The sequence below is a fragment of the Xylanibacter oryzae DSM 17970 genome, from assembly GCF_000585355.1.
GTDB lineage: Bacteria > Bacteroidota > Bacteroidia > Bacteroidales > Bacteroidaceae > Prevotella > Prevotella oryzae.
Genome location: NZ_KK073873.1, coordinates 993179 through 1013669, shown reverse-complemented (window position 1 = coordinate 1013669; position 20491 = coordinate 993179). Strand labels below are relative to the sequence as shown.

At 34.7% G+C, this 20491-nt stretch carries 19 protein-coding genes; 11 read left to right on the top strand and 8 right to left on the bottom strand.

The genetic code is table 11. The features are described 5' to 3' along the window. Position 1: 1 nt before the first annotated feature. From hisD to XYLOR_RS04200, 7 genes are read left to right on the top strand one after another with little or no spacing between them, the layout of a single operon-like run. The gene (gene hisD / locus XYLOR_RS04230) at positions 2 to 1291 is read left to right on the top strand and encodes a histidinol dehydrogenase (protein ID WP_036877249.1); all 1290 of its coding nucleotides are present in this window, start codon (positions 2 to 4) and stop codon (positions 1289 to 1291) included. Position 1292: 1 nt separating this feature from the next. After that, positions 1293 to 2327: a histidinol-phosphate transaminase gene (gene hisC / locus XYLOR_RS04225; protein ID WP_036877247.1), complete on the top strand. Its 1035-nt coding sequence runs from the start codon at positions 1293 to 1295 to the stop codon at positions 2325 to 2327. An 11-nt stretch (positions 2328 to 2338) separates the two neighbouring features. Further along, positions 2339 to 3151, top strand: a complete 813-nt coding sequence (locus XYLOR_RS13260; RefSeq protein WP_051508855.1) for an RsiV family protein — start codon at positions 2339 to 2341, stop codon at positions 3149 to 3151. A gap of 15 nt (positions 3152 to 3166) precedes the next feature. After that, positions 3167 to 3787, top strand: coding sequence for a 16S rRNA (guanine(527)-N(7))-methyltransferase RsmG (rsmG, locus tag XYLOR_RS04215; protein ID WP_036877245.1), 621 nt, complete (start codon positions 3167 to 3169; stop codon positions 3785 to 3787). Further along, the gene (locus XYLOR_RS04210; RefSeq protein WP_036877242.1) at positions 3784 to 4428 is read left to right on the top strand and encodes an MBL fold metallo-hydrolase; all 645 of its coding nucleotides are present in this window, start codon (positions 3784 to 3786) and stop codon (positions 4426 to 4428) included. Before rsmG ends, XYLOR_RS04210 begins: the two co-directional genes overlap by 4 nt. Continuing rightward, positions 4428 to 4994 carry a crossover junction endodeoxyribonuclease RuvC gene (gene ruvC / locus XYLOR_RS04205; RefSeq protein ID WP_036877240.1) on the top strand — a complete coding sequence of 189 codons (567 nt, stop codon included), beginning with the start codon at positions 4428 to 4430 and terminating at the stop codon, positions 4992 to 4994. The genes XYLOR_RS04210 and ruvC overlap by 1 nt, the downstream gene beginning before the upstream one ends. Then, a complete protein-coding gene (locus tag XYLOR_RS04200; protein WP_036877237.1) occupies positions 4982 to 6463 on the top strand; it encodes an ATP-binding cassette domain-containing protein in 1482 nt (493 codons plus the stop codon). Before ruvC ends, XYLOR_RS04200 begins: the two co-directional genes overlap by 13 nt. Before the next feature lies 1 nt (position 6464). Here XYLOR_RS04200 and XYLOR_RS04195 read toward each other — a convergent pair whose 3' ends face one another. From XYLOR_RS04195 to XYLOR_RS04180, 4 genes are read right to left on the bottom strand one after another with little or no spacing between them, the layout of a single operon-like run. Continuing rightward, entirely contained in the window at positions 6465 to 7622 is a 1158-nt protein-coding gene (locus tag XYLOR_RS04195; RefSeq protein ID WP_051508853.1) for a DUF6057 family protein, read from the bottom strand. A 3-nt stretch (positions 7623 to 7625) separates the two neighbouring features. Then, positions 7626 to 9692, bottom strand: coding sequence for an alpha amylase C-terminal domain-containing protein (locus XYLOR_RS04190; protein ID WP_036877235.1), 2067 nt, complete (start codon positions 9690 to 9692; stop codon positions 7626 to 7628). A 21-nt stretch (positions 9693 to 9713) separates the two neighbouring features. Beyond that, entirely contained in the window at positions 9714 to 10160 is a 447-nt protein-coding gene (locus tag XYLOR_RS04185; protein WP_036877232.1) for a NanQ anomerase/TabA/YiaL family protein, read from the bottom strand. Between the two features lie 37 nt (positions 10161 to 10197). After that, positions 10198 to 11319 carry a phosphatidylinositol-4-phosphate 5-kinase gene (locus XYLOR_RS04180; protein ID WP_036880660.1) on the bottom strand — a complete coding sequence of 374 codons (1122 nt, stop codon included), beginning with the start codon at positions 11317 to 11319 and terminating at the stop codon, positions 10198 to 10200. 121 nt (positions 11320 to 11440) lie between these two features. Here XYLOR_RS04180 and kdsB point away from each other — a divergent pair, with 121 nt between their 5' ends. After that, on the top strand, positions 11441 to 12184 hold the full coding sequence (kdsB, locus tag XYLOR_RS04175; protein WP_036877231.1) for a 3-deoxy-manno-octulosonate cytidylyltransferase: 744 nt from the start codon (positions 11441 to 11443) through the stop codon (positions 12182 to 12184). Here kdsB and XYLOR_RS04170 read toward each other — a convergent pair. The 4 genes from XYLOR_RS04170 to XYLOR_RS04155 are packed head-to-tail and all read right to left on the bottom strand — an operon-like array spanning position 12176 to position 16572. Continuing rightward, a complete protein-coding gene (locus tag XYLOR_RS04170; protein WP_036877229.1) occupies positions 12176 to 12811 on the bottom strand; it encodes an HAD family hydrolase in 636 nt (211 codons plus the stop codon). The two genes, kdsB and XYLOR_RS04170, sit on opposite strands and share 9 nt — an antisense overlap. Positions 12812 to 12813: 2 nt before the next feature. Further along, the gene (metH, locus tag XYLOR_RS04165) at positions 12814 to 15567 is read right to left on the bottom strand and encodes a methionine synthase (protein WP_051508851.1); all 2754 of its coding nucleotides are present in this window, start codon (positions 15565 to 15567) and stop codon (positions 12814 to 12816) included. 20 nt (positions 15568 to 15587) lie between these two features. Then, positions 15588 to 16064, bottom strand: a complete 477-nt coding sequence (smpB, locus tag XYLOR_RS04160; protein ID WP_036877228.1) for an SsrA-binding protein SmpB — start codon at positions 16062 to 16064, stop codon at positions 15588 to 15590. Then, entirely contained in the window at positions 16057 to 16572 is a 516-nt protein-coding gene (locus XYLOR_RS04155) for a DMP19 family protein (RefSeq protein WP_036877226.1), read from the bottom strand. Before XYLOR_RS04155 ends, smpB begins: the two co-directional genes overlap by 8 nt. A 664-nt stretch (positions 16573 to 17236) precedes the next feature. Between XYLOR_RS04155 and XYLOR_RS04150 the strand changes: the two genes are divergently transcribed. The 3 genes from XYLOR_RS04150 to XYLOR_RS04140 all read left to right on the top strand — a co-directional run bounded on the left by XYLOR_RS04150 (position 17237) and on the right by XYLOR_RS04140 (position 20327). Next, complete coding sequence (locus XYLOR_RS04150) at positions 17237 to 17938, top strand: iron-sulfur cluster assembly scaffold protein (protein ID WP_036877225.1); 702 nt, start codon at positions 17237 to 17239, stop codon at positions 17936 to 17938. A 12-nt stretch (positions 17939 to 17950) separates the two neighbouring features. Next, positions 17951 to 18964: a GGGtGRT protein gene (locus tag XYLOR_RS04145; protein ID WP_036877224.1), complete on the top strand. Its 1014-nt coding sequence runs from the start codon at positions 17951 to 17953 to the stop codon at positions 18962 to 18964. A gap of 103 nt (positions 18965 to 19067) precedes the next feature. Next, positions 19068 to 20327 (top strand): type IX secretion system plug protein, encoded by a 1260-nt coding sequence (locus tag XYLOR_RS04140; RefSeq protein WP_036877223.1) that lies wholly within the window; start codon positions 19068 to 19070, stop codon positions 20325 to 20327. The last annotated feature ends 164 nt before the right edge of the window (positions 20328 to 20491 follow it).

The window sequence follows — 20491 nt, the reverse complement described above, 5'->3', positions numbered from 1 at the left end:
TATGAACATTATCAAGTATCCGAAGAGGAGTGAATGGAGTCGCATTCTGGAGCGTCCGCATCTGGATGTTTCTCAACTGAATGCTACAGTGCAAAATGTGCTTGAGAGAATAAAGCACGAAGGTGATGCTGCAGTTATTGAATTTGAATCAAAGTTTGATCATGTAAACATGACTTCATTAGCTGTATCTGAAGCAGAAATGAATGAAGCTGAAGGTTTAGTAAATGATGATTTACATCATGCACTAGTTCTTGCCCATCACAATATAGCAGAATTTCACAAATCACAGGAGTTTGATGGTAAAAAAGTAGAGACACAACCTGGTGTTACTTGTTGGCAGAAATCAATACCAATACAAAAAGTAGGATTATATATACCTGGTGGTACTGCGCCACTATTCAGTACAGTGCTTATGTTAGCTACACCGGCTAAGATTGCAGGATGTGAAGAAATCGTATTATGTACTCCGCCTAACCGTGAAGGAAAGGTTAATCCTGCTATTTTGGTTGCTGCTAAAATAGCAGGTGTCAATAAAATATATAAAGCCGGTGGAGTTCAAGCTATCGGTGCGATGGCCTACGGAACAGAGTCTGTTCCAAAGGTTTATAAAATATTTGGTCCTGGTAACCAATATGTAATGGCTGCCAAACAACAAGTATCTCTTCACGACGTAGCTATTGATATGCCGGCTGGCCCATCTGAAGTTTGTGTTATTGCAAATGACACAAGCAATCATGTGTTTGTTGCGGCTGACTTATTATCTCAGGCTGAGCATGGCATAGATTCACAGGTCATATTGATTACCACTTCTGAGGAATTCCTCAATAAGGTCAATGAAGAACTTAAAGCACAACTGGACATTCTGCCACGTAAAGATATAGCAGCCAAAGCTTTAGATAATAGCAAATTTATATTGGTAAGCGATATGAAAGAAGCCATGGAACTAAGTAACGCTTATGCCCCAGAGCATCTAATTATCTCTATTGATAATTATGAATCTCTTGTTGATAAAGTCATAAATGCAGGAAGTGTATTTCTTGGAGGGTATGCATGCGAAAGTGCCGGTGATTATGCAAGCGGCACAAACCATACTTTGCCAACTCATGGCTATGCATTGGCATACAATGGCGTAAATCTAGACAGTTATAACCGTAAGGTTACATTTCAACATCTAACTAAAGATGGTATAAAAAGCATAGGACACGCAGTAGAAGTTATGGCAGAGAATGAACAGTTAATGGCGCATAAAAATGCTATGACTGTACGCATTATGGATATTAAAAACAAGTAATATGAAATCATTGAAAGAATTGGTAAGACCAAATATATGGTCGCTAGCTGCATATAGTAGTGCCAGAAATGAATACAGTGGTCATGTTGCCAACGTATTTCTGGATGCTAACGAAAATCCTTATAATAGACCATTTAATAGATATCCTGATCCATTACAATTGGAGGTAAAAGCAAAACTTGCACCGATAAAGCGTGTTAGGCCCGAACAAATCTTTTTGGGGAACGGAAGTGATGAGGCTATAGATTTACCTTATCGCTGTTTCTGCAGCCCAGGGATTGATAATGTTGTTGCGATAGAACCTACGTATGGCATGTACAAGGTTTGTGCTGACATAAATGATGTGGAATACCGTCCTGTATTATTGGACGATAACTATCAGATATCTGCAGAGAAGTTGCTTGCTGCTACCGATGAAAACACTAAAATTATATGGGTATGCTCACCAAACAATCCGTCTGGTAACAATATAGATCGCGATGAAATCGTAAAATTGGTTGATTCGTTCGATGGAATAGTTATCATTGACGAAGCTTACTCAGACTTCTCGTCGCAGAAGCCTATGAGAGATGAGCTAGACAAGCATCCAAACATGATTGTATTAAATACATTCAGCAAAGCATGGGGTTGTGCAGCAATTCGTCTAGGTATGGCTTTCGGCAACGAAGATATAATTGAAATATTCAATAAAGTTAAATACCCTTACAATATAAATAATCTTACACAGAACCAAGCACTTGAAGCTCTTAAAGATCCTTTTGAGGTAGACAAGTGGGTGCGTACTCTCCTACTCGAGCGTTCGCGGATGATTGACGCATTCAAACAATTACCTATATGCGAAAAGATTTATCATACTGATGCAAACTTTTTTCTTGCCAAGATGACTGATGCTCAAAAAACATATGATTATCTCGTAGAAAAAGGTATAATAGTACGTAATCGTACACGAATAAAATTGTGTACTAATTGTTTGCGCGTAACGATCGGTACAAAAAATGAAAATAATGAATTATTGTCTGCTCTGAGACAATACTAAAGATAATAAAAATGAAAAAAGTTCTTTTTGGAACATTAATTTTGTCTTTGTCGATTGCAAGTTTAACTCTAAACTCTTGCATTAAAAAAACAAAAGAAGGCAAAAATATTACTTTTGAAAATATAAAAGTTAATAAGTCAACGAATATAGAGACTGGTCCTAATTCACCACAATGCAAGGTTAATATTCAACTGTTATACGCAACAAATGCAGATGGAATTATTGGTAAAAGGATTAATAGTGCAATAATTGACAAGCTGTTTGCTATGCAAAAGTTGTCTGCACAAAATGCAGTAGACTCGTTCACTAATAAATATTTGGACGATTATAAGACCAACTATGGACCATTCTATAAAGAAGACAAATCAAATCCGGAAAAGAAAAAAACTTACCAATTCTTTTATAATTTAAGTAGTGAGACAAATAAAGGAAAAAACGGTATTGTAGTCTATCTTATTAAAGAAAATTTCTATGAGGGTGGCGCACACGGAATTACACAAACAATAGTAATTAACTTTGATAAAAATACAGGTAAAGTAATTAATATAAATGATGTTTTTGTTCCCGGTTATGAAAATGCGCTTAATGGTTTACTACTGGATGCATTATTAAAAAAGACTGATACAAAAAATGTTGATGAACTTAAGAGCAAAGGATACCTCGTTTCTGAAGACATTTACGCTCCAGAAAATTTTATTATTGGTGATGATGCGATAACTTTCATATATAATCCATATGAAATTGCTCCTTATTCTATTGGGAAAATAGAAATAAAACTAGAATACTCTGATTTAAGCAAGATTCTTAATAAGAATTTTAAATAATAAAATGATTTGCATATGGATGTTATAAATAAATATTTCACAGAACTTACTGCAGAACAGCAGAATCAGTTTGAAGCATTGGATGAACTGTACCGAGACTGGAACAGTAAGATAAATGTGATTTCACGTAAAGATATTGATAATCTGTACGTACATCATGTATTACATTCATTAGCAATAGGAAAAATGATAAAGTTCAAATCAAACACTAACATTCTTGATTTTGGTACAGGTGGAGGATTCCCGGGGATACCTTTGGCCATATTATTTCCAGAGTGCAAATTTAAACTTATTGATGGAACTGGTAAAAAGATAATGGTTGCTAAAGAAATTGCTCAATCCATCGGACTAAAGAATGTCAATATCGAACATCTTCGTGGAGAAGACGAAAAAGGAAAATACGATTTCATCGTAAGCAGAGCTGTTATGCCTCTTCCCGATTTACTCAAGATTGTCAGAAAAAATGTTTCAAAAGAACAGCACAATGCTATTCCAAACGGGGTAATTTGCCTTAAAGGAGGCAATTTGGAAAATGAAATCAACAAGTATAAAAAAATTGCCGAGAAAACGGATATTATAAGTTATTTCGATGAAAAATGGTTTGAAGATAAATATTTAATATATTTGCCAGTATGATTAATATACAAAAGTTTGTCTGTAACATGTTTGGTGAAAATTGTTACGTAGTTAATGATGAAACCAATGAATGTGTCATTGTCGATTGTGGCGCTTTATATGAAGAAGAGCGCAATGCGATTGTAAACTATATAACGCGAAATAATCTAATTCCGAAACATCTTATTGTTACGCATGCACATATTGACCATAATTTTGGTAACGACACAATATATAAGACTTTCGGGTTAAAACCGGAAATAAGTGCTGAAGATGAGTTTCTTATGAGTAAGTTAAAAGAGCAAGCAATGGACTTCTGCCAGATAAACTACAAGCAATCAATTCCACCTGTAGGATTATATTTCAAAGAAAATGATGTCATTGAATTTGGTAATCATAAGTTTACCATCATTTCTACGCCAGGGCATACACCTGGTTCTGTATTTTTCTATTGTAAAGAAGAGAAGTTGGCTTTTTCTGGTGATACCTTGTTTCGTTTTAGTATAGGCAGAACTGATTTTGAACTTGGTTCATTTGAAGATTTAAATAATAGTTTACATCAGAAAATTGCAAAAATGCCTTGGGACACAACTGTTATGACGGGACACGGTGAGCAGACAACTATACGTGAGGAAATGTTTTCGAATCCATATCTGCGATAATGGAAAAGGCTGAAAAAATTATACTTGGCATTGATCCTGGTACCAATATTATGGGCTATGGTGTCATTAAGGTAAAAGGTAATAAGGCTGAGATGGTAGCAATGGGCATTATTGACTTACGTAAAATGGGTGATGCTTACATAAAATTAGGACACATTTTTGAACGTGTTACAGGTATCATCAACGAATATCTACCAGATGAAATGGCTATTGAAGCACCTTTCTTTGGCAAAAATGTACAATCTATGCTGAAACTAGGACGAGCTCAAGGAGTTGCAATTGCAGCCGCTATACATCATGGTGTGCCTATTCATGAATATGCCCCACTTAAAATCAAAATGGCAATAACTGGTCAAGGCAAGGCTTCGAAAGAGCAAGTTGCCGGGATGTTGCAAAAAATATTACATATACCAGACGATCAAATGGGAGGTTTTATGGATGCTACCGATGCTTTGGGTGCAGCATACTGCCATTTCATGCAAATAGACAAACCTGTTAGTGACAAAAATTATAACGGGTGGAAAGATTTTGTAAATAAGAATCAAGATAGACTATGCAAAAAATAATTGAGGTACATAATGGTATTACTCGTATGCCTGAATGGCGTATGGCTGAACCTGTTGATTTTGAAGCTGTTGAAGGTGAACATATTGCCGTTGTAGGACCAAACGGAGGAGGTAAGTCAATGTTTATAGATATAATCATAGGAAGACATCCTCTTTTAATGACAGAGCCAATGTATGATTTTACGCCAAGCAAAAAGAAACTAGTTTCTGAAAATATCAAATATATAACTTTTCGTGATTCTTATGGTGAAAGCGATGGCGCTTATTATCTTCAACAAAGATGGAATCAACATGATATTGACGAAAATACACCTACTGTAGGTAGACAATTAGAAGAAGCATATAACCTTGTTGGTGAAGATACACTAGAACGCCGTGAACTTCAAAAACACTTGTATGAACTTTTTAACATGAATAATTTACTAGACAAATACATAATATTATTATCTAGTGGAGAACTGAGAAAAGTTCAATTAGCAAAAACACTTTTATCCGACCCTCGTGTGCTCATAATGGATAATCCTTTTATTGGATTAGATCCACAGACACGCGATCAATTAAAAGATTTACTAAAAACTTTATCTAATGAGCGGGCACTCCAAATCATCCTCGTATTATCCAAGGTTGATGACATACCTGATTTTATTACTCATGTTGTTGAAGTAAAGAATATGAAGGTATTCGCTAAAATTACAAAGAAAATATATCTGGAATCAAGAAAAGAGATTTCTACACATATATTAAGCAACGAAAAAAGACAAGAAATTATTAATTTGCCATACACTAACAAAGAATACGATACCAACGAGGTCGTAAAAATGAATAAGGTTTCTATAAGATATGGCAAAAGAACTATTCTGCAAGAATTAGACTGGACTGTGAAGAATGGAGAACGTTGGGCTCTAAGTGGCCAGAACGGAGCAGGGAAAAGTACTTTGCTTAGTCTTGTATGTGCAGACAACCCTCAAAGTTATGCTTGTGACATTTTGCTTTTTGGAAATCAAAGAGGATCTGGTGAAAGTGTATGGGATATAAAAAAACATATAGGCTATGTATCTCCTGAAATGCATCGCGCATATCAAAAGGACCTACCGGCAATACGTATTGTAGCTAGCGGACTAAAAGATTCAGTTGGATTATACATGAAACCTGATAAATCTGAATATGAGTGTTGTAAATGGTGGATGAACATTTTCGGTCTGAGTGGCATAGAAGATCGTACATTTCTGAGATTGTCAAGTGGAGAACAGCGTCTAGTTCTTTTAGCTAGAGCCTTCGTCAAAGATCCAGAATTGCTTATTCTTGATGAGCCACTACATGGTTTAGATAATATAAACAGACGAATGGTTAAAGATATAATAGAAACATTCTGTATGCGAAAGAATAAAACTCTTATAATGGTAACGCATTATAAGGAAGAGCTGCCTGCTTGCATAACAGACAGTATATTCCTTCAGCGCCATATTTGATTTATTTACTACCATACATATAGTAATACCAATAAGTGTTATTATATGTATCTTTAATAGCATTTTTTCTAAGTCTTAAATCTGGATTCTTTTTAATTAGATCTTGAAGATCCTGGAAATCTGCATCCATTATATTGTCGTGATATACAATAACAGGATTAGCACGCAGATGAGTATAAATGGTTAGAGCTTCCCGGTAATGCTTAGGTATGTTAATTCCTATTTTGTAATATTTTCTAATGTCTTTAACAAAAGCATCTAAATTTTTGTCCATCAGATCTGCACATATGATGTAGTCATATAATTGTCTACTTGGATATCCTTTCTTTATCATAAGGTCAAAATAAGCTTTTGGCTCCAAAACTTCCTTTGGCTTGGCACCAAAAAAAGAATATAGACTATCAGTTGAATACATCATACATTTTACTGAAGTTCCATTAGGAAGCATAGAGTGTGAGCCTCCTACAAGTGGATATTCAAATAAATGGTCACCAAGCCTTCCTTCGTGCGCTAATGCATAAATACGTAGCATAGTAAGACTTGAATCTGTCTTAGCCTGACCAATTCCAACTTTAATTGCTTTATTGTAGTCTTTACTAATGATATAATTTTCCAACTTCATACGGTATCTGAAAGTATCATTACTACCACAAACAAGACATACCACAAACATCATAATTATAATTTCTATCATGTTGACCCACATCAATCTTGACAAATAGCCTTTATCATTCATCTCTGGTTCATAAGGTTCAAATTGCTTTGCAGCCCAAACAGCCCCATACCATATTACTAAGATAACTGGTGCAAGCCATAACCATGTCATAAACGAAGAATGTTTATCAATATCAGGAGTTATATAACTAATGACCATCAACAAGAGAAATGATGGCAAGTAAGATAGAGCATGTGATCGTCTGTGCAATTTAGTTATTGAATATATTCCATATTGCAACATCTGGAGCACAATAGTTATAATTATTGCACCTACAGTTCTGTTATAATGTGTCTGTCCACTACTCCATACATGTTGCGCCACTGACAACAGATCATCCTGAAAATCATATAAATATATGAAACTGAAAACTATAAATACTATAGCACATAATACCCTCATAGGGCGTGTACTATCTTTTTTCTTGTGATATATAAAATTCATTTATCAATTTTTCTTTAATACTACAGCTGAACGAGCTGGTATATACAATTTAAGCCACTCTTTGTGGTCTTTTACATATAGAGGATCATAATTTGTAAGGTGTACTACTTTATCATCTGCTAAACCATTTCCGCCGAATTCTTTTGCATCAGTATTCAAAACAACTTCATATGAACCTGTTGGAACAAGAATGCCATAATCACTAAATGATTGTGTAGGATTAAAATTAAAAACGAATAAAAATTCATCTCTGCTATAAGCTAACACTTGATCATTATCATTACTCAAGATTTCTTCTACTATTGTATTCTGTATATTTTTTATGCCTCTTAGTAACTTAATCATAGCTCTGTCAAAATCTCCTAGAAAATGGTAGCACAGGTCTTTATTATCAACTAAATTCCATTGTCGGCGAGCATATTTATGGCTCCAACCATTTCCTTCACGCGGAAAGTCAATCCATTCAGGATGTCCAAACTCGTTGCCCATGAAATTAAGATAACCACCATTAATAGTCGATGATGTTATTAGCCTTATCATTTTATGGAGTGCAATGCCACGATTCACCTTATCATTTTCATCTCCAATTTTAAAATGCCAATACATATCGGCATCAATTAGTCTGAAAATTAAAGTTTTATCACCAACAAGGGCTTGATCATGGCTCTCGCAATAGCTTATTGTTTTTTCATCAGCCCTACGGTTGTTCAATTCCCAGAATATTGAACTAGGTTTCCAATCTTCATCTTTTTTTTCTTTTATTGTCTTTATCCAATAATCAGGTATATTCATTGCCATCCTGTAGTCAAAACCATAGCCTCCTTCTTCAAATTTTGATGCTAGACCAGGCATTCCACTAACTTCTTCTGCGATGGTAATCGCATTATGATTGACTTCATGAATAAGTTTATTGGCTAATGTCAGATAACAAATAGCATTATCATCTTGACGACCATTAAAGTAATCAGAATAATTGCAAAAGGCTTCACCTAGTCCATGACTATAATACAACATTGAAGTAACTCCGTCAAAACGGAATCCATCAAAATGAAATTCTTCAAGCCAATACTTGCAATTTGATAATAGGAAATGTACTACTTCATCTTTGCCATAGTCGAAACACAGACTGTCCCATGCCGGATGATTGTGGCGCCCACCAGGATAAAAGTATTGATTCGGATCACCGGCAAAATTACCAAGGCCTTCAACTTCGTTCTTAACAGCATGGCTATGTACGATGTCCATAATAACAGCCACACCGTGTTGATGTGCAGTGTCTATAAGTTCTTTCAGTTCTTCTGGAGTTCCAAATCGACTGGAAGCTGCAAAGAAACTACTCACATGGTAACCAAATGAACCATAATAAGGATGTTCTTGTATTGCCATTATCTGTATACAGTTATATCCGTCCTTTATAATACGCGGCAATACATTATCTTTAAATTCTACATAAGTTCCTACTTTTTCTGCATCCTGTGCCATACCAATATGACATTCATATATGAGAAGTGGCCCCACATTTGCTTTGAATTTTTCCTTCTTAAAAACGTACGGGATATCAGGATTCCATACTTGTGCTGAAAATATTTTTGTATTTTCATCTTGTACAACTCTCTGAGCCCAAGCAGGTATACGTTCACCATCACCGCCATTCCAATGTACATGAATTTTGAATAAGTCACCATGCTTTATGGAGCTTTTAGGTATTTTAATTTCCCAATTTCCAGTTCCTGTTATACGTTTTAACTTGTAGTTGTCGTTTTCCTTCCATTCGTTAAAATCTCCAACAAGATAAATTTCGGTGGCATTTGGAGCCCATTCACGAAAAATCCATTCATTCTCAGTTTTATGTAAACCAAAATATTTATATCCACTGGCAAAATCAGACAAAGGTATGTCCCCGTCTTTTGTCAACTGACTTCTTTTACACAAAGCATATTCATGCCTGCATCGTATTGCGTCTTCGAATGGCTCTAACCAAGAATCGTTATTAACGATACCTATATGAGTCTGCACTTCCACGGATTTAGAAGACTTCGTCTTATTGACATTTACTTTTTTTTCTGCCATAATAAATGGTTTAAAATATTTTCATTTAACACATACCTTGAATATAGCTTTATGTATTTCAGGTACTGTCGATATACATGGGGCATGACCGTCTTGTGGAAAAAATATAGCGAACATGCCTGGATTACATGTAACAAAACTTTCTGCAGGTCCTTCGTATTTTGCAATATCTTTGTCTGAGTTATATTCTGATTCAGGTAAATTAGTTAAAGGTGTATATCCATATGTCTCAGGCGTATCTAGAGGTATTTGGATATCTATCATTTTTATATGTGTTTCCAAAACAGCCTCATATGGATCTTTACCTTTGGCTGTTGTAATATTGACAAATAACTTATCCCCGTCTATAGAATATTTACCATTTTCCATATTCGCTAGTTCGTTGTTCTTTATGAAATCTACAACTTTCTCGAACATTGGATTGAGTGAAACATATTTACTTAAATTTTCTAATGTGTCGATTACCATAATAATTTGTTTTAAATGCGGTTTTTAATATAATTTTTTATTGATCTATTTTTTTTCTTCCATTAATATAAGTTCCTTTAGCCGTAATATTTCCATTTCTATCTTTTTCAATGAACTTACCATCACGTATATCATTCGTATATGACCCCTCAAAACGAGTTCCATCTTTATCTTCTTCGATAGCGTTTCCATTTTTCTTGCCGTTCTTGAACGTGCCTTTAAATTTGCAGCCATCTACATAATGAGCTATACCTTCACCGTCAATTTTACCATTTAAGAAATCACCTTCAAAGACATCTCCGTTTTTCATGGTCAATTTACCATGACCATTAGGTTTATCCCCTTTCCATTCGCCAGTATAGGTGTTCCCGTTTTTCCAGACCAATGTTCCTTCTCCGTCTTTGTTTCCTTCCAAGAAATGTCCTGTATAACGATCTCCATTCCCATATCTAAAGATCCCTTCACCAGTTCTTTCTCCCTGCACATAGTCTCCTTCATAGACATCTCCATTTTGGAATTTATAAATTCCTTTACCATTCTGTATATCGTTGCTCCATAAACCTATATAGACATCTCCATCTGCATAATGAAATGTCCCTCTACCAGAACGTTGGTTATTAGACCACATTCCATCATATGTTGAACCATCACCCCAATCATAAAATCCCCTACCACTTTTCTTATCATCTTTCCAATCGCCTTCATAGTATGCACCACTAGCAAATGTATAACGTCCTTTGCCGTTACGATGATCTTGGAACCAACTGCCCTCGTACTTATCTCCATTATAATAAAACATAATTCCATGGCCTTGCTGATAATCACGAAACCATAGTCCTACATATTTATTATTGTTCATGAAATAATATGTACCTCTTCCGTGCTGTTGATCCTGGAACCACTGTCCCTCATACTTTTCACCATCAGAAAAAGAATATATACCATAACCTTGACGCCTTCCTTTTACATATTCGCCCTCGAAAGTATCACCGTTTTTATAGATGGTGGAACCTTTACCATTTGGTTTGCCTCCTAACATTTCTCCCTTGTATTCTCCACTATCTTTTGTAGTACAAGAACCCAGAGTTATCTTCTGTGCAAACACAGTAATAGGAAAAAGTGCAATTAAAATAGCTAGTATCTTATGATTTAAATTCATTGTCTTGTTATTTTTCATTTTCAAAATTAGCAAAAAACTATAAGACTACAAAATTAATTAGATTTTTTAACTGATTAATTGTATCTTTTATGTAACTTTGCGTCGATAAATTAATATTGAAATGAAATTTATAGGAATTATACCAGCTAGATATGCTTCTACACGTTTTCCAGGAAAACCACTAGCCTTATTAGCAGGCAAGCCTGTTATACAGAGAGTTTATGAACAAGTTAAATCCGTATTGGATGATGTCTATGTAGCCACGGATGATCGTAGAATTTATGATGCTGTAAAATCTTTTGGAGGAAATGTTGTTATGACCTCAGCACATCATAAAAGTGGTACCGACCGCATTGAGGAAGCCGTAAAAAATATAGGCGGAGATTTCGATGTAGTAATCAATATTCAAGGGGACGAACCTTTTATACAGTCTTCACAAATAAAGACTGTCTGTGAATGTTTTAATGATAGCGAAACACAAATAGCAACTCTTGGTAAACCATTTACACAAGATATGGGCATGGAGGCTATTGAAAATCCCAATTCACCAAAGATAGTAATAGACAACAGAAATTACGCAATGTACTTTAGTAGAAGTATAATACCGTTTATACGTGGAAAAGAAAAGACTCAATGGTTAGAATCGTATCCATTTGTTAAGCATATAGGTTTATATGCTTATAGGCGGCATGTTCTTTCTGAAATAACTAGCCTTCCGCAATCTAGCCTTGAAAAGGCTGAAAATTTGGAGCAATTACGATGGTTGCAAAATGGATACCGAATCAAAGTAGGCCTTACTGAGATAGAAACAATAGGGATAGATACCCCTGAAGATCTCAAAAAGGCAGAAGCCTTCTTAAGTTAAATAATTATATATATCTTCTGTCCAATCAATACCATTCTTAGGACAGAAGGTATTTATTCCGAATTTACTTGCAACTGCAACATTGCGTGGTCCATCGTCAACAAATAGTGTCTCATGAGGTTGAATTTTTTCTGTAATGAGCATCTTATAGAAAAATTTCTCGTCTGGTTTCATCATTTTATTTTTATAACTAAGATATAAAGCATCAAAATAATAATTTAAAGAATGCCCTACTCCATCAAAGTTTTCACTTAATCCCCAATGCATAATAAAAGGATTTGTATTAGAAAGCAATATTAAATTATATCCCTTTTCTTTTAATTTAACTAAAACATCTAAGTTCCTCTGCGGAAGCTCTTTACAATATCCGCACCATGCATGTTCACACTCCTTAAATGTAAGTTCTTTACCAATAATATTACCTAGTTCTATACGGAATTCATCTGCACTAATTTTTCCTTCTTCCAAATCTCCAAAAATGCCTTTTTGCGTATATGGATCAAGATGCTTTTCAACTTCAGTTAGTCCTATTTCGGCAAATCTTTTAATAGCCTGTTGCTGATCTATAGTCATAATAACACCACCAAGATCAAAAACTATATTTTTAATTTTACTACCAATAATCATAATTAAAATAAATTCAATTTGTTTTTTCTAGATTCTTCAATAGATATTATTTTCTGTTGCTCTTCTCTATATTCTTCACGAAGATTTTCATATTTTTTATCAAGGTTTTCTTTAATCCTTGTTCTTTCATTATCATTTATAAGTTTTGGAGCAACTAATGCATTCTGACTTGCATCTCTCATCCATACGACAGGGCCGTTATATACTGGTGCTATCTTTAGTGCTACATGCAATTCACTAGTAGTTGCACCACCTATCATTATAGGAATGTTAAGATTAGCTTTACGCATTTCTTGGGCGACATGTACCATCTCTTCAAGGCTAGGTGTTATAAGGCCACTTAATCCAATTATGTCTACATGTTCTTCAATTGCTTTCCTAACGATTTGCTCAGCTGGAACCATAACTCCCATGTCTATTATCTCATAATTATTGCATGCCATCACTACTCCAACTATATTTTTACCAATATCATGTACATCTCCTTTTACAGTAGCCAATAAGACTTTACCTGATTTAGTCGCACCATCTTTTTTTTCGGCTTCAATATATGGCTGTAATATTGCTACTGCTTGTTTCATAGTACGAGCGGTTTTAACTACTTGTGGTAAGAACATTTTTCCAGATCCAAAAAGTTCACCTACTTTATTCATTCCGCTCATTAATGGCCCTTCTATTATCTGAACTGCATGATTATAAGTCTTTAGCGCTTCATCGATGTCAACATCAATATATTCTCCTATACCTTTCATAAGTGAATACTCCAAACGTTCTGATAATGAACCATTTCGCCATGAATCAATTTTGACAGAACTTACAGTTGTTGCATCTATACCATTATTTTCTAAATTTTGTTCTTCTTTTATTTTATCCGCTAAGCTAATAAGACGGTCCTGAGCACCATCTTTCCTATTTAAAATGACATCCTCAATTACTTCAAGTTGTTTTTGAGGTATATCACTGTATATCACCTTAGTAGCTGGGTTTACAATACCAAAGTCCATTCCTTGTTGAATAGCATAATATAGAAAAACAGCATGCATAGCTTCACGTATATAATCGTTCCCTCTAAACGAGAACGATAGATTACTTACACCACCACTAACATGTGCACCTTTAAGATTTTTCTTTATCCAACCAACTGAACGAATAAAATCTAAAGCATAATTATTATGTTCTTCCATTCCTGTAGCAATGGCTAGGATATTAGGATCAAATATTATATCAATAGGATCAAATCTAACTTCAGAAACTAATATATCATAAGCCCGTTTGGCTATATCAATACGGCGTTTGTAAGTTGTAGCCTGCCCTTCCTCATCGAAACACATAACTACTACAGCCGCCCCATGCCTTTTTGCATCTTTAGCATGACTAACAAACGCATTCTTCCCCTCTTTTAACGATATACTATTTACTATACATTTGCCTTGACAACATTTAAGTCCTGCAACAATTACATCCCATTTTGAAGAATCTATCATTATAGGAACCTTAGCTATATCCGGTTCAGCTGCTATCATATTCAAGAAGTTAACCATCTCAGCCTTTGCATCTAGTAATGCATCATCCATATTTATATCTATGACCAGTGCTCCATCAGCGACTTGCTTTCGTGCTATTGAGACAGCTTCTTCATATTTTTTTTCTTTTATAAGTCGTAAAAATTTTCGAGAACCAGCTACATTACAGCGTTCACCTACATTTACAAAATGGACTTCAGGTGTCACATCAAGAAGTTCTAGTCCACTAAGCCACATCGTTTCGGCTTTTTTATTTGGTTCATGCGGTTTTTTGCCTTCAACTAAAGGGATATACTCTGCTATATATTCTTCAGTTGTTCCACAACATCCTCCAATAATATTGACAAGACCTTCGTCTATAAACTCTGCTATTTGAGTAGCCATCGATTTAGGCGTCTCATCGTATAATCCCATGCTGTTAGGCAAACCAGCATTTGGATATGCTGATATAAAATATGGAGCTTTTTTTGCTAGTTGCTCAAGAAATACTTTCATTTGTCTTGCACCAAATGAGCAATTAAGACCAACTGAAAATATATTATAGCTGCTAACACTTGCCAAAAATGCCTCTAATGTCTGTCCGCTTAAAGTTCTACCGGCTAAATCACTGACAGTAACTGATAACATCACTGGTAACGAAATATTTCTGTTGCACATAACTCTTTCTGTTGCGTCTAATGCTACTTTGGCATTAAGCGTATCAAAAATTGTTTCAATAAGAATTATGTCTACACCACCTTCAATGAGTGCATCTATTTGCTCGTAATAAGCCTTAAATAATAAATCATATGTTATTTCACGCGCAGCAGGATTACTTACATCAGGGCTCATTGAGCATGTCTTATTAGTGGGTCCAACAGAACCAGCTACGAACCTCGGTTTATCTACACTAGGAAACTCATCAGCCACTCTTCGCGCTATACGGGCGCCTTCTAAAGCCATCTCACGACAGTAATCTTCAAGATGATAATCAGCTTCAGAAACGCATTGACTGCTAAAAGTATTTGTTGTGATTATATCAGCTCCAACTGCAAGATATTTACGATGGATATCAGCAATAACGTCCGGACGTGTGATATTAAGCATATCATTATTTCCCTTCATTTGTCCTACTTTATCATTAAAATAGACTCCTCTGAAATCTTCTTCCGTGAGATTGTATGATTGTATCATAGTACCCATCGCACCATCTAAAACCAGAATACGTTTTTTAGCTACATCCTTAAGTGTCATACTAATACCAATTTATATTTTTAGAATCTCTTAATAGCTCTATCTATTTCCCGCCTATCTTCTTTTTCTTTAAGCGTCTGTCTCTTGTCAAATTCTTTCTTTCCTTTAGCCAAAGCTATATTTATCTTTGCAAGACCTTTTTCGTTTATAAAAACCAATGTAGGCACTATTGTAAATCCGGTCTGCTTTGTAGCAGCTTCTAGTTTTAGAAGTTCTTTCTTTGTCATTAATAATTTCCTATCTCTTTTACTTTCATGATTGTTGTAAGAACCATAAAAATATGGGCTGATATTCATACCCTTGACCCATAATTCTCCATTATTAATATAGCAAAAAGTATCTACCAAAGAAGCCTTACCCATACGGATTGATTTAATCTCCGTACCCGTAAGTACTATACCCGCAGTAAATGTATCAACAAAAAAATATTCAAAAGAAGCTTTCTTGTTTTTTATATTTACAGGACTTTTTTTATTTAATTGTTCATTCTTATTCATTTTCTTTTTCTATCTCAGCAAACTTATCAACATTTTCATCAATATATCTAGCTATATTTTCTGTCCACAGCTCTTCATTTTCGACAAATTCATCATCAACATCGTCAAATTCAGGGAATTGTTCAAACAATGCCATAAATTCTTCATCTGTACAATCTTTTTCAATATTTTCATGATACTTCTTATAAAGATGACTTGCATCAAAAACAAGTTTAGACAATTCTCTAAGCCCCCACGTTTTAAGCATCTTTGCAAAAGGATTAATAAAGATAAAAGCTCCATAACCATTATGTATAAGCTGTACAAATCCTCCATCCATAACTTCATTGCGTAGATCTATATATGCAAGAAGGGTAATTTGATCAGAATTCAGCTCACTCATGTTGTTAGCTGTCAATTGACCTCCAATAGCTTTATTAATGGTATCAGCAAATATGCCTATAAATGCATCCATACCTTCTTTGGCAGCAGCCATAAGGTCTTTCTCTTTTATAATAATTTTTTTCATATAAATGCTTTCTGTATCACATTGCTGCAAAGTTACACAATATCTTTGGAAAAAGCTCATTCATGATAAAAAAAATAAAAAGACAGAAAGATAAACCATACAAAAATTACCTCTTTAACATTTGCCACAGTTCAATATAACTAAATGCAATAGTGTTATAAATTTTCAAACAGTAATATGTACAAATTAGTCTATCCAGAGTAGCAAAATAATTTTGTGTTTATCGTAGCGTGTGATGTAATATACAACTTTTATAATACTTATCAAGTCAAAGTAATCTCTGGCAGAATTAAATATTTGAAGCATAGCTAATAAAAGTCATAGGATATAATCTCTGTTATCAGAATTAATATTGTATTCTCATACAACATTCTATAGCCAATATTATAGTAAAGTGGAAAAATATATTTAGCGTCTTATACAGATAAAAAAATATCATGATATGTATTTGATGTACAAGGTATACATCATAACTAAACATAATAACATTTACTTTTCACAATTATAATATTGTGGTTAAAGAGATAAAAAACAATCATCATTTCTTGGTATTCTTCGATAATTATTGTAACTTTGCGACTGAAAACAAAGAAGATTATTTATATAATTATGTATTCGAATATAGATATCAATATCAAATATTCATTTAATAAACTGAAAGAATATGATTTATTCTAAAGAAGTGGACAACATGTGTGTTGTCGCTAAAGGTCCTAACCACGGACCAGCTCCAATTCCTGAGGAAGGAAAATGGATTCAGTCCAAAGAGATTAAAGACATCTCTGGTTATACCCACGGTGTGGGTTGGTGTGCACCACAACAAGGTGCTTGTAAATTATCACTGAACATTAAGGAAGGTATTATTCAGGAATGCCTAGTTGAAACTATCGGTTGTACTGGTATGACACACTCAGCAGCAATGGCTTCTGAAATTCTACCAGGTAAAACTATCCTTGAAGCTCTTAATACAGACCTTGTATGTGATGCCATCAATACAGCTATGCGCGAACTATTCCTGCAGATTGTTTATGGTCGTTCTCAGAGTGCTTTCTCCGAAGGCGGACTAGTTATAGGTGCTGGACTTGAAGATCTTGGTAAAGGTCTGCGTAGCCAGACAGGTACTTTGTATGGAACAGTAGCTAAAGGTACACGTTACCTTGAGTTGACAGAAGGTTACATCACAAAAATGTTTCTAGACAAAGAAAATCTTGTTTGCGGTTACGAATATGTGAACCTAGGCAAGATGATGGAAGCAATTAAAAAGGGTATGGACGCAAACGAGGCAGTGAAAAAATTCACAGGTTCTTATGGACGTACAACTGCAGAGCAGGGAATTGTTAAGAGTATTGACCCACGTAAAGAATAAGGAGATACAGATATGATTAGAAAAGTTAATTTCGAAAGTCAGGAGCGTAGAATCGAACAAGTTCTAGCTGCCTTGAACGCTAACGGTATCAAAGATATCGAAGAGGCTAATCAAATTTGCGAAAACGCTGGAGTTGATCCTTATCAAATTTGCGAGGAAACTCAGGGTATTTGCTTTGAGAATGCAAAATGGGCTTACGTTGTAGGTGCAGCTATTGCTATAAAGAAAGGTGTTAAGACTGCTGCTGATGCTGCAGAGGCTATTGGTCTTGGCCTACAGAGTTTCTGTATTCCTGGTTCAGTAGCTGACGACCGTAAGGTTGGTATCGGTCACGGTAATCTTGCTGCACGTTTGCTCCGCGAAGAAACACAGTGTTTCGCTTTTCTAGCTGGACACGAGAGTTTTGCAGCAGCAGAAGGTGCTATCAAAATTGCAGAGATGGCAAACAAAGTTCGTAAGAATCCATTGCGCACTATCCTGAATGGTCTTGGTAAAGATGCTGCTCAGATTATCAGCCGTATCAATGGTTTTACATATGTTCAGACTAAGTTTGACTACTATACATCAGAATTGAATGTTGTTAAGGAAATTTCTTACTCAGACGGTCCTCGCGCCAAAGTAAAATGCTACGGTGCTGATGATGTACGCGAAGGTGTTGCTATCCTATGGAAGGAAGGTGTTGATGTTTCAATCACTGGTAACTCTACTAATCCTACACGTTTCCAGCATCCTGTAGCTGGTACATATAAGAAAGAACGTGTACTCGCTGGAAAGCCTTACTTCTCAGTTGCTTCAGGTGGTGGAACAGGCCGTACTCTTCATCCTGATAATATGGCAGCTGGTCCTGCTTCATACGGTATGACTGATACCCTTGGACGTATGCACTCTGATGCTCAGTTTGCAGGTTCTTCATCTGTTCCTGCGCACGTAGAAATGATGGGATTCCTGGGAATGGGTAATAATCCTATGGTTGGTGCTACTGTTGCTGTTGCAGTAACTGTAGATATGGCTATCAATAAAAAGTAATCAAAGATTCTTTAATAATGAATTCCCACAACAGAATATGTTGTGGGAATTTCTTTTTTATTATATTATTGCGTATTTTTGTGACATAATATGTTTGATCACTATGAAAAAGTCCTTATTATTATTATTTATCTGCATAACAGCGTGTAGAATTAGTGCACATATCATTTATGATAATGATATAAAGTCACTTCAAGTTATTATCAACGATGATTGGTTGTCAATACCAATAATGAAACTTAATAACAATGAATGTTTAAATGTGTCATTTGACCAACTTTCGCATACCTATCACAGATATATATACAAAATAGAACATTGTGACGCGAATTGGGCTCTTTCAAATAATTTACTAGAAGCTGATTACATAAATGGATTCAATAATAACACTATTGACAATTATGAGGAATCTATTAATACTAATGTTCCGTACACTCATTATTCAATTACGATACCTAATGAAAAGTGCAAACTGACAATGAGTGGAAATTATAAACTTCTTGTCTTTGATCAAGATAAAAATAATAAAAAAGTAATTGAAGCTAGATTTATGATACTTGAGCCGTTGATGAATGTTGGACTTAGTATTACTACAAACACGGATATTGATATCAATAGAAGTCATCAACAAGTTAATATGGATGTAAATTATAATGGAATAAGTATTACTAATCCTATAGAACAAATCCATACAATAGTTATTCAGAATGGACTAAATGGTGAAAGTATTACAGATGCTAAACCAGATTATATAAGAAATGATGGTATAAAATGGATTCATAATAAAAATCTTATATTCAATGCCGGAAATGAATACTACAAATTCGAGGCTTTATCAACAAATCACCCAACTATGGGCATTGAACATATAACTTGGGATGGAAATAAATATAATGTTTTCCCTTTTGTTAATTTTCCTAGAATAAACTATATTTATGATGAAGATGCAAATGGAGCTTTTTGCGTACGCAATAGTACCAATCAAGATAATGATATAACTTGTGATTATGTACAGGTAAATTATAAACTTAAAATGGATTCAGACAATATAAAACAAATAGACTTCCTTAATAAGAACTGCTGTATTATGATTAACGGCAACTGGACAAACAATTATGATGCTAGTGAATATAAAATGTCTTACGAAAGTAAAGACAGAAGTTACAATATCTCATTATTGCAAAAACAGGGATATTACTCATATCGATACATCGTTATTGATAATACAGGAAAATATCTCCCAGATGGAATTGAGCCATCTTTCTATCAAACTGAGAACAAATATCAAGCACTGGTATATTATAGAAAATTAGGTGGCAGAACAGATCTATTAGTTGGATATGCTAGTATTGATTTTAAATAACATCACTTTCTTTGTTGTTCAAACTGATATTCTTATGTAGTACTCTGCCCTTATGCTTTTGTGCTCTGGTATTTTTTCAATATCTATTACTCCTAATGCTTTAGTTCCAAGTATAAATTACTATAACGGTTCCATCTATTCTTACGATATAGCCCTTTGGGGAA